This is a genomic window from Pseudomonas sp. No.21, assembly GCF_054558415.1.
The window spans coordinates 96,798-112,264 of the sequence record NZ_BAAJNO010000011.1; the positions used below are offsets into that span (position 1 = coordinate 96,798).

The 15,467-nt window shown below is 62.5% G+C and carries 16 protein-coding genes and 1 pseudogene; 7 read left to right on the plus strand and 10 right to left on the minus strand.

Annotated elements, in window-relative coordinates; genetic code table 11:
- Positions 1-3 precede the first annotated feature (3 nt).
- Positions 4-759: an AraC family transcriptional regulator gene (locus ACYJSS_RS22660; protein ID WP_111259505.1), complete on the minus strand. Its 756-nt coding sequence runs from the start codon at positions 757-759 to the stop codon at positions 4-6.
- A 133-nt stretch (positions 760-892) separates the two neighbouring features.
- On the opposite strand from ACYJSS_RS22660, the gene ACYJSS_RS22665 reads away from it, so the two are divergent.
- Positions 893-1,726 carry a UDP-2,3-diacylglucosamine diphosphatase gene (locus ACYJSS_RS22665; RefSeq protein WP_111259504.1) on the plus strand — a complete coding sequence of 278 codons (834 nt, stop codon included), beginning with the start codon at positions 893-895 and terminating at the stop codon, positions 1,724-1,726.
- Entirely contained in the window at positions 1,723-2,760 is a 1,038-nt protein-coding gene (locus ACYJSS_RS22670) for a glycosyltransferase family 4 protein (RefSeq protein ID WP_236205380.1), read from the plus strand. Before ACYJSS_RS22665 ends, ACYJSS_RS22670 begins: the two co-directional genes overlap by 4 nt.
- Before the next feature lie 225 nt (positions 2,761-2,985).
- Here the strand turns inward: ACYJSS_RS22670 and ACYJSS_RS22675 are convergent, their stop codons facing one another.
- The 3 genes from ACYJSS_RS22675 to ACYJSS_RS22685 form a co-directional block, all read right to left on the minus strand.
- Positions 2,986-4,374: an adenylate/guanylate cyclase domain-containing protein gene (locus ACYJSS_RS22675; RefSeq protein WP_111259502.1), complete on the minus strand. Its 1,389-nt coding sequence runs from the start codon at positions 4,372-4,374 to the stop codon at positions 2,986-2,988.
- 153 nt (positions 4,375-4,527) lie between these two features.
- Entirely contained in the window at positions 4,528-5,115 is a 588-nt protein-coding gene (locus ACYJSS_RS22680) for an HD domain-containing protein (protein WP_111259501.1), read from the minus strand.
- 38 nt (positions 5,116-5,153) lie between these two features.
- Positions 5,154-5,471, minus strand: coding sequence for an Mpo1-like protein (locus ACYJSS_RS22685; protein WP_236205379.1), 318 nt, complete (start codon positions 5,469-5,471; stop codon positions 5,154-5,156).
- 788 nt (positions 5,472-6,259) lie between these two features.
- Between ACYJSS_RS22685 and ACYJSS_RS22690 the strand changes: the two genes are divergently transcribed.
- Both ACYJSS_RS22690 and ACYJSS_RS22695 read left to right on the plus strand, forming a co-directional pair.
- Entirely contained in the window at positions 6,260-6,655 is a 396-nt protein-coding gene (locus ACYJSS_RS22690) for a hypothetical protein (protein WP_111259499.1), read from the plus strand.
- A 182-nt stretch (positions 6,656-6,837) separates the two neighbouring features.
- A pseudogene (locus tag ACYJSS_RS22695) lies at positions 6,838-6,951 on the plus strand (IS3 family transposase); the annotation flags it as partial.
- Positions 6,952-7,163: 212 nt separating this feature from the next.
- Here ACYJSS_RS22695 and ACYJSS_RS22700 read toward each other — a convergent pair.
- Positions 7,164-7,496: a hypothetical protein gene (locus ACYJSS_RS22700; protein ID WP_111259498.1), complete on the minus strand. Its 333-nt coding sequence runs from the start codon at positions 7,494-7,496 to the stop codon at positions 7,164-7,166.
- A 302-nt stretch (positions 7,497-7,798) separates the two neighbouring features.
- Between ACYJSS_RS22700 and ACYJSS_RS22705 the strand changes: the two genes are divergently transcribed.
- The gene (locus ACYJSS_RS22705; RefSeq protein ID WP_111259497.1) at positions 7,799-8,047 is read left to right on the plus strand and encodes a hypothetical protein; all 249 of its coding nucleotides are present in this window, start codon (positions 7,799-7,801) and stop codon (positions 8,045-8,047) included.
- Positions 8,048-8,107: 60 nt separating this feature from the next.
- Here the strand turns inward: ACYJSS_RS22705 and ACYJSS_RS22710 are convergent, their stop codons facing one another.
- The 3 genes from ACYJSS_RS22710 to ACYJSS_RS22720 all read right to left on the minus strand — a co-directional run bounded on the left by ACYJSS_RS22710 (position 8,108) and on the right by ACYJSS_RS22720 (position 10,366).
- Positions 8,108-8,476, minus strand: a complete 369-nt coding sequence (locus ACYJSS_RS22710) for a hypothetical protein (protein WP_111259496.1) — start codon at positions 8,474-8,476, stop codon at positions 8,108-8,110.
- Positions 8,473-9,597 carry a hypothetical protein gene (locus tag ACYJSS_RS22715; RefSeq protein ID WP_111259495.1) on the minus strand — a complete coding sequence of 375 codons (1,125 nt, stop codon included), beginning with the start codon at positions 9,595-9,597 and terminating at the stop codon, positions 8,473-8,475. Before ACYJSS_RS22715 ends, ACYJSS_RS22710 begins: the two co-directional genes overlap by 4 nt.
- Positions 9,598-9,706: 109 nt before the next feature.
- A complete protein-coding gene (locus ACYJSS_RS22720) occupies positions 9,707-10,366 on the minus strand; it encodes a hypothetical protein (RefSeq protein ID WP_111259494.1) in 660 nt (219 codons plus the stop codon).
- A gap of 254 nt (positions 10,367-10,620) precedes the next feature.
- Here ACYJSS_RS22720 and ACYJSS_RS22725 point away from each other — a divergent pair, with 254 nt between their 5' ends.
- Positions 10,621-11,622: an AraC family transcriptional regulator gene (locus ACYJSS_RS22725; RefSeq protein ID WP_111259493.1), complete on the plus strand. Its 1,002-nt coding sequence runs from the start codon at positions 10,621-10,623 to the stop codon at positions 11,620-11,622.
- A 160-nt stretch (positions 11,623-11,782) separates the two neighbouring features.
- On the opposite strand, the gene ACYJSS_RS22730 is transcribed toward ACYJSS_RS22725, so the two are convergent.
- Together ACYJSS_RS22730 and ACYJSS_RS22735 are read right to left on the minus strand one after the other, a co-directional pair.
- Positions 11,783-13,237, minus strand: coding sequence for a TrkH family potassium uptake protein (locus ACYJSS_RS22730; RefSeq protein WP_111259492.1), 1,455 nt, complete (start codon positions 13,235-13,237; stop codon positions 11,783-11,785).
- A gap of 76 nt (positions 13,238-13,313) precedes the next feature.
- Positions 13,314-14,768, minus strand: a complete 1,455-nt coding sequence (locus ACYJSS_RS22735) for a TrkH family potassium uptake protein (protein ID WP_111259491.1) — start codon at positions 14,766-14,768, stop codon at positions 13,314-13,316.
- Positions 14,769-14,898: 130 nt separating this feature from the next.
- Between ACYJSS_RS22735 and ACYJSS_RS22740 the strand changes: the two genes are divergently transcribed.
- On the plus strand, positions 14,899-15,456 hold the full coding sequence (locus tag ACYJSS_RS22740) for a nitroreductase family protein (protein WP_236205378.1): 558 nt from the start codon (positions 14,899-14,901) through the stop codon (positions 15,454-15,456).
- The last annotated feature ends 11 nt before the right edge of the window (positions 15,457-15,467 follow it).

The window sequence follows — 15,467 nt, forward strand, 5'->3', positions numbered from 1 at the left end:
GCGTCACTCGCGCGCGCGACGCAGCGTGCGCGGCGTCACGCCGAACTCGCGCGACAGCGCGGCGGTGAAGGCGCTCTGCGAGGCATAGCCCACGCGGGCGGCGACCTCGGCCACGCTCAGGGCGCTTTCGAGCAGCAGGCGGCGGCCCTGGAGCAGGCGCCGGGTACGCAGGTAGTCCATGGGCGTCTGCCCGGTGGCGGCGAGGAAGCGGCTGTGGAAGCGCGCCACGGAAAGGCCGCAGAGCCGCGCGAGGTCAGCCACCTGCAACGGGCGTGCGGCGTGCTGGTCGATGTGGGCGTCCAGCGCCGCGAGGGGCAGTTCGCCGGGCTCCGTCGCGGCTTCGCTGCCCGGTGCCACCAGGCTGGCGAGCAGCAGGCCGACGCCCTGGGTGGCGATCACCGGGTCGTCGATCGGGCTGGCGGCGAGCCAGCCCACCAGCTGGCTCTGGGCGGGATTGAGCTGCAGCGCACCGGGCGTCTCCAGCAGGCGCCGGCTGGCATCGAAATGCCCACCGAGCGTGCGTTGCAGCCAGGTGTCGTCGGGCACGTCCAGCACCAGGCACAGGCTGCCGCGCGGGCTGCCGCAGGCATGGTGCTCACCCGGCGGGACCACGGCGAGGTTCTGCCGTTCGACCCGCGCGCCGATGCCGCCCACCTCGAACTCCAGGCTGCCGGTGAGGCCGAACACCAGTTGGGCGTGGTCGTGGCTGTGGGCGAGCAGGTCGTGGTTGTAGCGGCGCAGGGTCAGCATCGGGTTCATGGGGCGGTCCTCGGCAGGCCGCCAGTCTACTCCGTGGCGCGGGCGCCGGCAGTGTCATCGTTCTGCAAGCTAACCGTCACCTGCACTTCACCGGGCCTGCGCAAGATCGGAAAAACCCAGCTGGAGGCCGCCCATGAGCAGCGTTCAACGCCTGGAGCCGGTCGACCCGGCTCGTCCCCGCAAGCAACGCGTCCGCACCCTGTGGATTTCCGACGTTCACCTCGGCACCCGCGACTGCCAGGCCGAGCACCTGGCGCGCTTCCTCAAGCGCCACCACGCCGACCGCATCTACCTGGTGGGCGACATCATCGACGGCTGGAAGCTGCGCAGCGGCATCTACTGGCCCCAGGCGCACACCAACGTGATCCGCCGCCTGCTGACCATGAGCAAGCGTGGCACCGAGGTGATCTACGTCACCGGCAACCACGACGAATTCCTGCGTCGCTACTCCAGCCTGTTGCTCGGCAACATCCAGCTGGTGGACGAGGCGATCCACGAGACCGCCGACGGTCGCCGCCTGTTGGTGATCCACGGCGACCAGTTCGACGTCATCACCCGCTATCACAAGTGGCTGGCCTTCCTCGGCGACTCGGCCTACGAGTTCACCCTGACCCTCAACCGCTGGCTCAATCACTGGCGCGAGCGCTGGGGCTACGGCTACTGGTCGCTGTCGGCCTTCCTCAAGCACAAGGTTAAGACGGCGGTGAACTTCATCAGCGACTTCGAGGAGTCCATTGCCCACGAGTGCGTCAAGCGTGGGCTGGACGGCGCCGTCTGCGGCCATATCCACCACGCCGAGATCCGCCAGGTGGGCGGCGTCGAGTACATGAACTGCGGTGACTGGGTCGAATCCTGCACCGCGCTGATCGAGCACTGGGACGGCACCATCGAGCTCTACCGCCTCGCCGACGACCAGGCGCGCCTTGCCGCCGATACCCGGCAGCCCGCCCTCGAGCCGGCTGCATGAGGGTCCTCATCGTCAGCGATGCCTGGGCGCCCCAGGTCAATGGCGTGGTGACCAGCCTGCAGGCCCTGGTGGCCGAACTGCGCGGGCTCGGCCACCTGGTCAAGCTGCTGTCGCCCCGCGACTTCCGCTCGCGCCCCTGCCCGACCTACCCGGAGATCCCGCTGGTGTGGGACCTCTGGCGCGTCGGGCCGGCGATCCGCGATTTCCGCCCGGATTGCGTGCACCTCGCGACCGAGGGGCCGCTGGGCTGGGCGGCACGGCGCTGGTTGGTCAAGCGTGGCCTGGCCTTTTCCAGCGCCGTACACACGCGCTTTCCCGAATATGTGCACGCCCGCTGGCCGGCGGTGCCGCTGGAATGGGGCTACGCCGTGCTGCGCGCCTTCCATCGCCCCAGCCAGACGGTGCTGGTGACCACCGAGCGCCTGCGTGGCGAGCTGGCCGGGCGGGGGCTGGGGCACCTGTCGCTGTGGCGCAAGGGCGTGGACACCCGCCTGTTCCACCCGCGCCCGCAGCATCCCCGGCCGCTGAAGCCGGTGTTCCTCTACGTCGGCCGCATTGCCCCGGAGAAGAACCTGCGGGCCTTTCTCGACCTGGACCTGCCCGGCGAGAAGTGGCTGGTGGGTGATGGGCCGCAGCGGGCCGAACTGGAAGCGGACTATCCCGATGCACGCTTCCTCGGCTACCGCCACGGCGAGGCGCTGGCCGAGGCCTATGCCGGCGCCAGCGTGCTGGTCTTCCCTTCGCGCACCGACACCTACGGGCTGGTGATGCTGGAGGCCCTGGCCTGCGGCACGCCGGTGGCCGCCTTGCCGGTGCCGGGTCCGCTGGACGTGCTGGAGGCGGATGTCTCCGGGGTGCTCGACGAGGACCTGCAGAGTGCCTGCCTGCGCGCCCTGGAGCTGGACCGTGCCACCTGCGCCGAGCGGGCCGCGCGCCTGTCCTGGCGGGCTTCCGCCCAGGAGTTCCTGGCACGCCAGCCGCTGCTGGACGGCGAGCTGTGTGGCGAGGCGGTGGCGGAAGGGTCGTTGTCGTAGGGCACGCAGCAATGTATCCGCGTAGCCGCGCGGTCTGGCGCTCCGCATTGATCGGGTTCGCTCCGCTCTACCCATCCTACGAAAGCACGAAGCTTCGTCGTAGGAGGTGACGTGCGCACCGAAGAGCGCCCGTGAGCGCAGCGCAACCGTCCTCGCGGTGCCTGATGCCTGCACCGCGCCCATGAAAAAGGCCGCCCGAGGGCGGCCTTGCTGTGACCCATTCGGTCAGAGAATGACCTTGTCGCGCAGTTTCTCGGCGGCCAGTTGCAGCGCCTGGATGACCTTTTCCTTGTCGTAGTTCTGGATGCCGTTGGTGTCCAGGTACATGGAGAAGCCCGGCAATTCGTGCTCGACGTAGCTGGAGGTGGCGCCCAGGTCGCGGCGGAAGTCCACCACCTGGTAGATCTGCACGGGGCGAGCGAAGCCCTTGACGGTGATCTGGCCCTTGTCGCGGCACATGATCACGTCCTTGATCAGCGAGTAGGTCTCGTGGGAGATGAGGATCTCGCCGGCCTCGGAGGCGCTTTCCAGGCGGCTGGCCAGGTTCACGTCGCGGCCGATGATGGTGTAGTCCATGCGCGTGTCGGCGCCGAAGTTGCCCACCGTGCAATACCCGGTGTTCAGGCCCATGCGGATTTCCAGGGGCTTGGTGATGCCCTGGGCGCGCCACTGCTGGCGCAGCACCTTCATGTGCTTGCGCATGGCGATGGCCATGGACACGGCGGCCACGGCGTCCTTCTTGGCGCCCTGGGTGGAGGGGTCGCCGAAGAACACCATCACGCAGTCGCCGACGAACTTGTCGATGGTGCCGCCGTATTTCAGGGCGATCTTCGACATCTCGTTGAGGTAGTTGTTGAGCAGGTCGGTCAGGGCCTCGGCCTCCAGCTCTTCGGACAGCTCGGTGAAGCCCTTGATGTCGGAGAAGAACACGGTGAGCTTCTTGCGCTGGGTCTCCAGGCGCACGTGGCGCTTGCCGCTGAAGATCATTTCCCACACCTGCGGCGACAGGTATTTGGCGAGGTTGCGGGCCAGGCGCGCGGCCTTTTCCTGCTCCAGCTTGATCTCGCTGCGCGCCAGCGCCAGGCGCAGGCCCTGCTGGTGCACGAAGAAGGCGGTGATGCAGACGTAGAGCGTGGTGAAGCAGATGCTGACGAAGGACACCAGGGCCGGGGTCGCGAGCTTCAGGTCCGGGTGCGCGACCACCGTGGTCAGCACCGTGGCGCTGGCGGCCACGAGGATCGCCAGGCCCAGCTGGCGCAGGCCACCGATGATCAGTGCGCTGAACGACAGGGTGAGCATGAACATCAGGCTCGGCACCACCGAGAATCCGAGCAGGGCCGCGCCGGCGCCGGCGTGCAGGGCGTCGATGAACAGCAGGATCAGGTGGGTGCGCTCGGGGTGGTCACGCTTGAAGCGCAGGCTCAGGTGATGGGCCAGGTGCGGATAGAGCAGGGCGTAGGGGACCATCCACAGCACGTCGTAGGAGAAGTACTGGATGTAGCTGCCGGCGGCGATGCTGGCGGCCGTGGCGATATAAGCCAGTACGCGAGAGTAATACTCGCGAAGCGGCGGGGTCGGAAGACTGCTGAGCCGGTCTAGATTGGCTGACTTCATGTAAACGAACGATCCCTGATGATTTTCTGACGCGACGTACGGGCGTCCGATGGTCTGCAAGACCTGAGCCAATGCCTGGCGGGTGCGGGATCATAACCAAGTGCCACTACGGCGGCCAAGCATGGCCGCCGAACGGTGGCACGGCCTGGACGTTCAGCTCGCGTTGCGCTCCATCACGGCCTTGTAGATCGACTGCCGGGGTTGGGCGAAGACGCGGCGCAGCATGGGCTCGAAGAATTCCAGGGGCAGGTGTTCGGCCTCGGGGTCGAAGGCGGCGGCATCGTAGCGTGCGCAGAACTCGATGGTCTGGCGGTACTGCGGGTGGTCCTTGAACTGCTCGCGCAGGTGGCGATCCAGGCCCAGGTGATGGAAGAAGTAGTAGCCCTGGAAGATCGCGTGCTTCTCCACCATCCAGTGGTTCTCGGGGCTGACGAAGGGCTTTAGCATCGCCGCGGCGATGTCGGCGTGGTTGAAGGAGCCTAGGGTGTCGCCGATGTCGTGGAGCAGGGCGCAGACCACGTATTCCTCGTCCTGGCCGTCGCGGTGGGCCAGGGTGGCGGTCTGCAGCGAGTGGGTCAGGCGATCGACCGGGAAGCCGCCGAAGTCCCCATCCAGCAACTTGAGATGGGTGAGGATGCGGTCCGGGAGCTGGGCGGCATAGCGGGCGAAGTCCTGGGCGATGATGCTCCAGTCCTCGGCGGTGCCGTCTTCCATGTGGGTGAAGCGGGCGTGGGCATTCATCAGGGGCCTCTCTTGTTGTTGTTTTCGGGGACTCGCCGCTAGAAGCGGATGCGGCCGGTGAAGGCGTCCTTGAGCATCACCCAGTCGCCCATGAGGCTGTAGAGCGGGTACTTGAAGGTGGCGGGGCGGTTCTTCTCGAACACGAAGTGGCCGACCCAGGCGAAGCCGTAGCCGGCGACGGGCAGGGCCAGCAGCCACAGCCACTGCTGGGTGGCGAGGGCGTAGGCGAGGATGCTCAGCACCAGCAGGCTGCCAACGTAGTGCAGGCGGCGGCATACGTCATTGCTGTGTTCCTGGAGGTAATAGGGGTAGAACTCGGCGAAGCTGTTGAAACGCTCGGCGGGCGCGGTGCTCATGGGGATGTCTCCTCTTTCTTGTAGGAAGAGAGTGTAGGACTGGTACCTTTCCAGACCAGTGACATTAGGTGCCAGTTTAGTATCCTGGCGCGCCGCCCCATGTTTCGGGCCTTACAGCCCGATTGCTGCCATCTCTGTGGCATTTCCACCGAATAGACGTACTGCCTTCTCACCTGCGCCTGGGTCTGCTGACGGTATCCATCGCCCGTCAATCCTGGCGATCATCGTCCAGTCTTTGTGCCCCATCTGTTTGGCTGCCCACATTGCTCGACGGATATCCTCAGAGCTGTCCCAGGGAGGCCGCTGATCGGGTTGATGAACATCCGCCCGCCGGCGAGGAACGTCTGGCTGCTTTGCAGTAGCAGCGCTTCTCGCGCCGGAGCTTCGGCGCAGCCGGCACCTTGGCCGCTCTTATCTCTGCCCTCACTACCCGGAACTCACCGGCCGGCCAGTCGATATTCCCCCGCTCCAGCGCAATGAGCTCGCTGTGCCGCGGGCCTGTCCAGAAGGCGAAGCTGTGCACGCAGATCCTTCGGAGCAGCCGCCAAGATGGCTTCCTGCTCCTCAACGGCGAAAGGGGCTACATCATCGTCCTGTTGATCGCACCTTTAGTTCGATACTCACAGCCAGCAAGAGGTTGGAATCGATCAGCTCATCGTCCACAGCATCGCTCAAGGCTTTGCGCAGATAACTCCGCAGGTTGGATAAGGTCGTTTGTCGGCCAGTCGGGCAGGCGTCGCGACAGTGGTCTATGCCTCTCTACGCGATCAAGCATGGAGGGCACGGAAATGCCTGAGTACAGAGATGTCGATGGAAGAAGTTGGAATATCGACGATTGGCCTGGCCATTCGTATAAGGCGATGGTCATCAATCGCGCTTACCGTCAATCGCTATTCGCCGTAGAGGATATTCGTGGGCAGAGGCAGATTTTCTTCCGGTGCGAATGGTGTCAGCGCTGGATCACCTCGGCCGGTATACAGGGCGATCACACAGCGCCGCAGCGATTGGAACAGGACGCCGTGCAAGGTCTGACAGCTGGCCTATTTTCGGATTCGCTCTATAACCTCACCCTGTCCTGCCAGGAGTGCAACGGCGGCACCCGGAAGAAGGCTGCTCGACAGAGTCGTAGTTCCTTTAAGCGCGACCGCGAGGCTCAAGATCCGCAACCTGTCGGCGGGCAGTAGAGCTATAGCCAGGACTTCGAGTCCTGGCTTCAAGAGTTTTTGGTGTGATGCAGCTGCGGTTCGTAGCTGTTGATCTCGTCTCTAGTGTGCGCTTTGTGGCGCTTGGCAGTGTTATGGCTCAATGATTCTGGATACCCCGATAGGGCGTTAAGCTTTGCCCAGCCATGAGATGTGTGCGTAACCACACATTGGATCGGCAGTTCACAGTGAGCGACCCCAACCAAGTGTGGTGCGGTGATGTGACATACATCTGGGCGGGTAATCGCTGGATCTATCTGGTAGCAGTCATGGATTTGTAGCGTGGCTATGCCAGCCAAGGACAAGCTGGGGCTGATGTGCTGCGCTACCTGACGGATTACTACAACCATCAATGGCCACACAAGCTACAACGGCAACAGAACGCCAGCGGAAACTAATCACTGGCCGGATAAACCTAAACGAGTGTCCAGTTTTCGTTGACCACAACACCCCTCGAAATGGTGCAGGAAGGCTAGACCAGAGGGCTGCCCTAAATATCGGCGAAGTAGACCATGAGGAGGAACGCGACTCCAGGAAGGACCGAAAACAGCCCGAAGCGAATGCTGATTGCTTTGAGGAACTCCGACGGCTTGGAAGGCAGCTTACGCAGAGCGCCCCAAGCAGCTCCAACTGCGAAATAGACCGCGATAAACCTGATTTCCCCCCCCCCAATCGCTTCTGGCAGTAGCCCTACCAGCAACGCAGGCACGACCACTAGCAAGGAGACCCAGTGGACGAGTTTCGGAAGGCAAAAAAGAAGGATGGCGCCCGAGATGATGAATGCGATCCCATTGAGGGCCGCGGAGCTTTTGCGAGAGAACATTCCATGTCCTTGGTGATTTCAGGAGCGGCATTATCGCCGAACCCGGCCAACATCTCGACATCCTTCTACTGGGATAAAGATGGAGAGACCGCCGGCTTCAGGATGAGGGGCGAAAACAGCAAGGGAGGGTTCTGCTGTTCAGGGGGCAATCAGTGGCAGAGCTGACCGGCATGGCCTACTGGGCGACGCGTCCGCACATGATGATCTCCCCACAGAATAGACCAGGGCCTGGGCGGTAGTTGCATTTGCGCGGTGCTGGCCTTGAGCTATACCGGTCAAACCAACATCAGGGAGGATCAGGTATGACTCTAAGAGACATAGGAATGTTTGTGTGGGGTGGCATCACTGTGGGGCTGGCCGCTTTTGCTCTGTATGTACTGTGGCAGGCGGGGGCGCACATAGTACTGGTGGATGGAAAGCCGAAGCTGCAGCCGTTTGAGCTTCTGGGTTTGTACGTGGCCTTGAAGGAAAACGACAGCTTGGTGGCTGGAATCTTGGGTTTCAGCGGTCTGGCTTGGTCTCACTTCTACAAGGGTTCGGATGCCGGCTAGCTGAGTCGTATGAGGTGTAGGGCGGAATGAAAAAGCCCCGCACTGGGCGGGGCTACTAGCTCATGGTTGGTACTGGTATCCGCGGGTTGTTGCGATGCCTCTGAGCTCTTTAGCCTTCCTTTCGATCTCTTTCTTTGACTTCCCTTCGAAGTCTATAACTGCGTGCTCTGGAAATGGGTCAGGATCTGGCTTGGAGGGGAGTTCCAAATCTGTGCATTCCTTAACAGTAACTCCAAGAACACCTGTAGAGCGAAAGCCTAGAGTTTCAGTGAAATGCTGGTGCGAGAGGCGTGCGGTAATCAAGTCACCGTCATAGCATGAAAGTTTGTTTTCATCTTTTGGGGTTGGTGAAAATACTTGTGAAGTGACTCTTCCTGATTGAACAAAGCTCGGATTCACTTGGCGAAGAAGCATAGTGTCATCGTTCATTGAATGTCATCCATGACGAACTTTACAGATTTATTTATGGTCTGCTCCAGTCTCTCAAAATTTTCAAGAGAGAACTCTTCAAACCAATCTTCCTCCTGCTCAGAGGAAAGGTCGTGAACTTCGACGGCTTTACGCCGGAAGTCCAGTTTGATACTGATGTCATGGCTCTTGCTTTCCCATTCAAGTTGCACTCCACCTTCTTCGGTTGGATAAATGAATGGGTAGCAGCTGCTCGGGAATCGCTCAGAAAAAAAGTGCTCCAGCCAATCCAAATCGGAGGCCTTTGGCGCCAATCCGATTCCATCTAGCCAGCCATCTTTTAATAGGCGAAGCTCATCAATTCTTGCAAGTGGATCATTCATATCTATGATGACCACCTCTTCAATACTTTCAATAGACTGCAGTCGGCCTGTTCTGTCGTACCGGCCGACACCTTTTACCGAAATTTTAATGCCATTTCGGTATCCATTGGTAGCTTCCAGTATGGTGTCAAGATGAACGGCATCCATCTTGACATCAATCTTCCTCCCTCCAGGAGTCTGGATCTCAAAACTCATTCGGTTCTGATTTATCTCAGGAACCAATCCTCTTATAATAATTTCGTCTGTGATGATTTGATTCTGAGATGCTAGCAACAGAAGCCGTCTTGTCGGCTTAGTAAGCGTTCCTTTCCTAATGCTGTTCGGGAATAGCTCTAAAGCCTCACCATCTCTGAGACTTCTGCCAAATCGATCAAAATATCCGAGGAGCGCTGTAGGAACATGTTGCGTGATGTTCTCTTTATATACAGCAGCGTCTATGGCTCTGCCAATGCATTCAGTGGCGCGAACGAAGTACTCTTCATTCGCTGGGGGCAAAAGACCTCCGGTGCCATCATCGTATGAAAAGGCAATTGCTGGTATGGCACTTCCATTTCTAACGCCGGATAGCGCAATCGAAAGCGCGGCAGCAAAGCCCTTTGGACTTCTGACCCTTCCGTCGTGATCTTGTACATATAGCCACTTTGCGACGGCAATAATAAACTCCTCCAGTACTGAAATATCCTTAAGTACCTCGAGGGGAATTGTGTGGTCATCGAACCGCCGTCCAATAAGTCTTGGCTCAATCAGCTGTTTTTTCATTTGAATTCCGTTTCATTTATGGCTATTGGCTCTGCAGTTTAGTCAAGCTTTTTTGGCATTCCAGAACACAATGGAATCACCGTTGCACAAACCTGGTAACCCCCTGGAGTCACTCCCCCATGATCCTCCGGTACTCCAGCTGGTACTGGTCATATGGGAGGTTCTGCTGCTGGAGTAGCTTGATCCGTTGTTCCTTCGGTAGACTGATTGCCTCCGCAGCGGTCGGCTGCGGCTTTGGCGGCAACGCACGCGCTGTTTTGATCTCCGAGATCATCTCTTTAGAAATGGCCGCGAGCTGCTTGTCAGTCATCGCTGAGAAGATGCCTTCCCAGGCCGTGGATCTAGTGTCATAGGTCCGGCTTCCGTACTCCTGTCCAGTCTCCCCGTCTCGGATTGATACGCTGGACATGACCCAGGCGTTGCCGCTCCACAGGCCTAGGCCGTAGCGCATGCTGGTCGTTACGTAGCGGAACTTGCTGACATCGATTACGAGGAGGAGGGCGGGAGCGTCCGTTGCTCGGGGCGCTCCATACTGATCGATGACCTTGTATCCGTATGGATAGGCCTCAGTTGCCAGTGCCTTCTTCCACATCGTGCGGAACCGACCCCAGTCTTCGCTGGAGGTAACCTTCTGGTCTCCGCGGAAGTTCACAACTAGGTTTGCGCGCGTATCGGCAGGTAGCGCTATATCAGATGAGGAACCTTTCTTCACGTCTGCAGCGCAGCCGCAGAGTAGAGCCAAGCCAGCAGCGAGAATTGCTGCACGCATTGCGACCTCCGTGTCATGTATATGGCGTTACGCAGTCACAATAAATGCACTGTGGCGGGTGAGCAATGGGCCGGGTAGCCTGTCATTAAGCTGGCATAACCAGCCCAATTCAGACCCGTTATACCCCTTTTTCGGTGGAGCAGTTTCGCCGAAACCCGCGTAAACACTGGGCCTTACATTCACCCTCTTGGGTTAGTATCCTTCGTCGCCAGACCCTGTCCTGTGGTCTCCGTCTGACAGAACAAGAAGGCGCCATGAGCGAACGTACCACGTCATCGAGCTGGGCCCTGGGGATCGTCCAGGCGCTGGAAATGGGCGGCGTCGACTGCCGCAACCTGTTCCCCGAACTGGGGCTCGACTACGCCGCCCTGAACGATCCCGATGCCCGCTTCCCCCAGGACGGCATGACCCGCCTGTGGCTGCGCGCGGTGGAGCTGTCGGGCAACCCGGCCATCGGCCTGAACATGGCCAAGGTGGTGAGGCCGGCGTCCTTCCATGTGGTGGGGTATGCGCTGATGTCCAGCCGCACCCTCAAGGAAGGCTTCGCCCGCCTGGTGCGCTACCAGCGGATCATCGCCGAGGGCGCGGACCTGAGCTTTCGCGCCACGGCCGAGGGCTATGCGCTGGTCCTGGCGATCCATGGCGACCGCCTGCCGCCGGCACGGCAGAGCGCCGAGGCGTCCATGGCCTATTCCCTGGCCTTCTGCCGCTGGATGACGGGGCGGCCGATCAACCCGCTGGAAATCCGCTTCCAGGGCCCGCCGCCTGCGGACATGGAGCCCTATCGCCAGGTGTTCCAGGCGCCGTTGCGGTTCAACGCCGAGCACTATGCGCTGCTGTTCGACCGCGCCGACATGGAGACGCCACTGCCCACGGCCAACGAATCACTGGCGCAGTTGCACGACCGCTTCGCTGGCGAGTACCTGGCGCGTTTCTCCGGCAGCCGCGTGACCCACCAGGCGCGCCAGGTACTGTGCCGACTGCTGCCCCAGGGCGAACCCAAGCGCGAGGTGGTGGCCAGCACCCTGCACCTGTCCCAGCGCACCCTGCAGCGCCGCCTGCAGGAAGAGGGCACCAGCTTCCAGCAATTGCTGGACGACACCCGTCGCGAGCTGGCCGAGCAGTACCTGGCGCAGCCCAACCTGACGTTGCTGGAGACCGCCTACCTGCTGGGCTTCGCCGACCCGAGCAACTTCTTCCGCGCCTTCCGCCGCTGGTTCGATGTCACCCCCGGCGAGTACCGCGCGCGCCTGTAATCGCCTTTCGGGGTCTGCAGGACGTAGAAGGCCGTAGGGGCGACTTCAGTCGCCCAGCGGCGCATGCGCCGCCTGGCATCCGCCGCCGCCCGATCTCCACCTGAAAAGCGAGAGCCGATTCGCACGGCACGACCTGCAGGCCTCAGCGCGTGCGGGAGCCTCAATGCCTCCAGAAATACGGCGTGCAGATCACCAGCACGGTGATGATTTCCAGGCGGCCCAGCAGCATGCCCATGGAGAGCAGCCACTTGGCGCCGTCCGGCAGGCTGGAGAAGTTGCCCGCCGGCCCGATCACCTCACCCAGGCCCGGGCCGACGCCGGACACGCTGCTGGCGGCGCCGGTGAGTGCGGTGATCCAGTCCACCCCCATCAGCGACAGCCCCAGGGCCATGACGCAGATGGTGATGGTGAAGAAGAAGGAGAAGGTGAGGATCGAGCGGACGATCTCTTCGTCGAGGCGGTGGCCGTTGTATTTCTGCTTGATCACCGCGCGGGGGTGGATCAGCTGGTAGAGGTTGGCCTTGAGCAGGATGTAGGCGACCTGGAAGCGGAAGATCTTGATGCCGCCGGCGGTGGAACCGGAGCAGCCGCCGATGAAACCCAGGTAGAAGAACAGCATCAGCGAGAAGTTGCCCCACAGGCTGTAGTCGCCCAGGGCGAAGCCGGTGGTGGTGAGGATCGAGGTGGTGTTGACCGCCACGTGGCGCAGGGCGTCGAGCCAATGCAGCTCGGTGGTCGCCCAGTACCAGGTGCCGAGCACCAGCCAGATCACCAGCAGCAGGCCGAGGAAGCCGCGCACCTGGTGGTCCTTGATCAGCGCCTTGCGGTGCCCGCGCAGGGTGGAGACGTAGAGGGCGAAGGGCAGGCTGCCGAGGATCATCACCACCACCGCGACCCAGTGCACGGCCGGCTGGTGCCACTTGGCCAGGGATTGGTCGGAGGTGGAGAAGCCACCGGTGGAAATCGCCGACATGGCGTGGTTGACCGCGTCGAAGGCGTTCATGCCGGCCAGCCAGAAGCCCAGGGTGCCGAGCAGGGTGAAGCTGACGTAAACCAGGACGATGAACTTGGCCACCATGTGCGAGCGCGGCATGACCTTGTCGGAGCGGTCGGAGGACTCGGTCTGGAACAGGCGCATGCCGCCGATGCGCAGCAGCGGCAGGATCGCCACCGCCATGCCGATGAAGCCGATGCCGCCGAGCCAGTGCAGCAGCGAGCGCCAGATGAGGATGCCGGGTGACATGGTGTCCAGCCCGCTGAGCACGGTGGCACCGGTGGCCGTGATGCCCGACATGCTCTCGAAGAAGGCATCGGTGTAGCTGATGTGCTGGGTGAAGAGGAACGGCAGCGCGGCGAAGATCGCCACCACCACCCAACTGGAAACGGTGAGCAGGTACATGTCGCGCGGGCGCAGGTGCACGTGCTCGGGGCGCCCGGGGATGACCAGCGCCAGGCCGGCGAGGAAGGTGATCAGGCTCGACCAGACGAAGGAGTGGATGTCCTGGGTGCGTTCGAAGATGAACAGCGTCAGCACGGGGATGGCCATGCTCACGGCCAGGGTGATCAGGAATATGCCGATGATGAAGCCGATGATGCGCAGGGTCGGCAATGCCATGGGTCGAGCTCTGAGTTGTCGAGGTCGCCATTCTATCCGGGCTGGGCGACCTGTCCATGCTCGCCGCCTCCGGGGTTCAGTGCTTCCAGAAGGCGCGGGTGAAGAGCACCAGGACGGTGAGGATCTCCAGGCGGCCGAGGAGCATGCCGAAGGTCAGCAGCCATTTCGCCGCATCCGGCAGGCTGGAGAAGTTGCCGGCCGGGCCGATGGTCGGTCCCAGCCCGGGGCCGACGTTGCAGACCGCGGTGGCGGCGCCCGTGATGGCGGTGGTCCAGTCGAGGCCGATCAGGCAGAGGCCCAGGGCGATGACGCCTATGGTCACGGTGAAGAAGAAGGAAAAGGTGATCAGCGAGCGGACGATTTCCTCGTCGATGTTGTGCCCGTTGTATTTCTGCCGGATCACCGCTCGCGGGTGCACCAGTTGCTGCAGGTTGGCCTTGAGCATGACCAGGGCGACCTGGAAGCGGAATATCTTCAGGCCGCCGGCGGTGGAGCCGGAGCAGCCGCCGACGAAGGTCAGGTAGAAGAAGAGCATCACCGAGAAGCTGCCCCACAGGGTGTAGTCGCCCAGGGCGACACCGGTGGTCGTGACCACCGAGGTGACGTTGACGGCGACGATGCGGACGGCGTCGATCCAGCTGTTTTCCGAGTTGGCCCAGAACCAGGTGCCGAAGAGCAGCCAGGTGGTGACCAGGAAGAGGATGAAACCCCGCACCTGGTGGTCGCGGACAAGGGCCTTGCGGTTGCCGCGCAGGCTGGCGACATAGAGGGTGAAGGGCAGGCTGCCGAGGATCATCACCGCCACGGCGACCCAGTGCACCGCTGGCTGCCGCCAGTTCGCGATGGAGCTGTCGGAGGTGGAGAAGCCTCCGGTGGAGATCAGCGAGGCGGCGTGGTTGATGGCGTCGAAGGGGGTCATGCCCGCCAGCCAGAAGGCCAGGGTGCCCAGGGCGGTGAGGCTGATGTAGACGAGGAGGATGTATTTGGCCGCCATGTGCGAGCGCGGCATCACCTTCTCGCCCCAGTCGGAGGATTCCGTCTGGAACAGGCGCATGCCGCCGATACGCAGCAGCGGCAGGATCGCCACGGCCATGCCGATGAAGCCGATGCCCCCCAGCCAGTGCAGCATCGAGCGCCACAGCAACAGGCCGGGCGAGGCGGAGTCCAGCCCGGTGAGGACGGTCGAGCCGGTGGTGGTGATGCCGGACATGGTTTCGAAGAAGGCATCGGTGTAGCTGATGTGCTGGATGAGCACCATCGGCAGCGCCGCGAAGCAGCACACGACCACCCAGCTGGCGGTGGTCAGCAGGTACATGTCGCGGGGGCGCATGTGCACGTGTTCGGGCCGGCCCTGGGCCACCAGGGCGACGCCTGAGATGAACGTGATCAAGCTCGACCAGGTGAAGGCACTCAGGTCGTCGGTGCGATCGAACACCAGCAGCGCCAGCATCGGCACCACCATGCTGATCGACAGGGTGATGAGAAAGATGCCGATGATGAAGGCGATGGTGCGGAGGGTCGGCAGCGCCATGGCATGTCTGGACCGGGGAAGGAGGAGCGAGATTCTACGCAGGTACGTCGGGCTGTAAAGCGGCGTGTAGGCCCGGAATGCTTCGCAACTTCGGCTAGAATGCCGCTTCACTCGAATCTGGAGGTGGCCGATGGAGGCTCTCGACGCTCTGCTCAACCGCGTATCCCTGTCCCGGCTGGTGGAGCCGGCGCCCGATGCGGCGCAACGCGAGGTGCTGTTCCGTGCCGCCCTGCGCGCTCCGGACCATGGCTACCTGCGGCCTTGGCGCTTCCTCACCATCGAGGGCGAGGCCCGCAACCGGCTGGGCGAGCTGTTCGCCGAGGCGGTGAAGGCCAAGGACCCGCAGGCTCCCGAGGCGGCGGTGAACAAGGCCCTCGGCATGCCGCTGCGTGCGCCGCTGGTGGTGGTGGTGATCGCCCGCCTGACCGCCGGGCACAAGGTGCCGGAAAGTGAGCAGGTGCTGTCGGCGGGCTGTGCCGCCCACGGCATCCTGCTTGCCGCCCATGCGCAGGGGCTGGGCGCCATCTGGCGCACCGGCGAGCTGAGCTACGACCCTCGTGTCGCCCGTGGCCTGGGCCTGGCCGACAACGAGCAGGTCGTGGGTTTCCTCTACCTGGGCAGTGTGGAGGGCGAGCGCCGCAGCCCGCCGGAGCTGGCTCCGGCTGATTTCGTGAACGCCTGGGGCTGATCATCGACGGC

Coding starts and splice junctions, on each gene's coding strand:
- ACYJSS_RS22700 (WP_111259498.1), bottom strand. CDS start 7,496: ATGTTCTCTCGCAAAAGCTCCGCGGCCCTCAATGGGATCGCATTCATC.
- ACYJSS_RS22730 (WP_111259492.1), bottom strand. CDS start 13,237: ATGGCATTGCCGACCCTGCGCATCATCGGCTTCATCATCGGCATATTC.
- ACYJSS_RS22690 (WP_111259499.1), top strand. CDS start 6,260: ATGCCTGAGTACAGAGATGTCGATGGAAGAAGTTGGAATATCGACGAT.
- ACYJSS_RS22705 (WP_111259497.1), top strand. CDS start 7,799: ATGACTCTAAGAGACATAGGAATGTTTGTGTGGGGTGGCATCACTGTG.
- ACYJSS_RS22710 (WP_111259496.1), bottom strand. CDS start 8,476: ATGAACGATGACACTATGCTTCTTCGCCAAGTGAATCCGAGCTTTGTT.
- ACYJSS_RS22680 (WP_111259501.1), bottom strand. CDS start 5,115: ATGAATGCCCACGCCCGCTTCACCCACATGGAAGACGGCACCGCCGAG.
- ACYJSS_RS22675 (WP_111259502.1), bottom strand. CDS start 4,374: ATGAAGTCAGCCAATCTAGACCGGCTCAGCAGTCTTCCGACCCCGCCG.
- ACYJSS_RS22740 (WP_236205378.1), top strand. CDS start 14,899: ATGGAGGCTCTCGACGCTCTGCTCAACCGCGTATCCCTGTCCCGGCTG.
- ACYJSS_RS22725 (WP_111259493.1), top strand. CDS start 10,621: ATGAGCGAACGTACCACGTCATCGAGCTGGGCCCTGGGGATCGTCCAG.
- ACYJSS_RS22715 (WP_111259495.1), bottom strand. CDS start 9,597: ATGAAAAAACAGCTGATTGAGCCAAGACTTATTGGACGGCGGTTCGAT.
- ACYJSS_RS22685 (WP_236205379.1), bottom strand. CDS start 5,471: ATGAGCACCGCGCCCGCCGAGCGTTTCAACAGCTTCGCCGAGTTCTAC.
- ACYJSS_RS22670 (WP_236205380.1), top strand. CDS start 1,723: ATGAGGGTCCTCATCGTCAGCGATGCCTGGGCGCCCCAGGTCAATGGC.
- ACYJSS_RS22735 (WP_111259491.1), bottom strand. CDS start 14,768: ATGGCGCTGCCGACCCTCCGCACCATCGCCTTCATCATCGGCATCTTT.
- ACYJSS_RS22660 (WP_111259505.1), bottom strand. CDS start 759: ATGAACCCGATGCTGACCCTGCGCCGCTACAACCACGACCTGCTCGCC.
- ACYJSS_RS22720 (WP_111259494.1), bottom strand. CDS start 10,366: ATGCGTGCAGCAATTCTCGCTGCTGGCTTGGCTCTACTCTGCGGCTGC.
- ACYJSS_RS22665 (WP_111259504.1), top strand. CDS start 893: ATGAGCAGCGTTCAACGCCTGGAGCCGGTCGACCCGGCTCGTCCCCGC.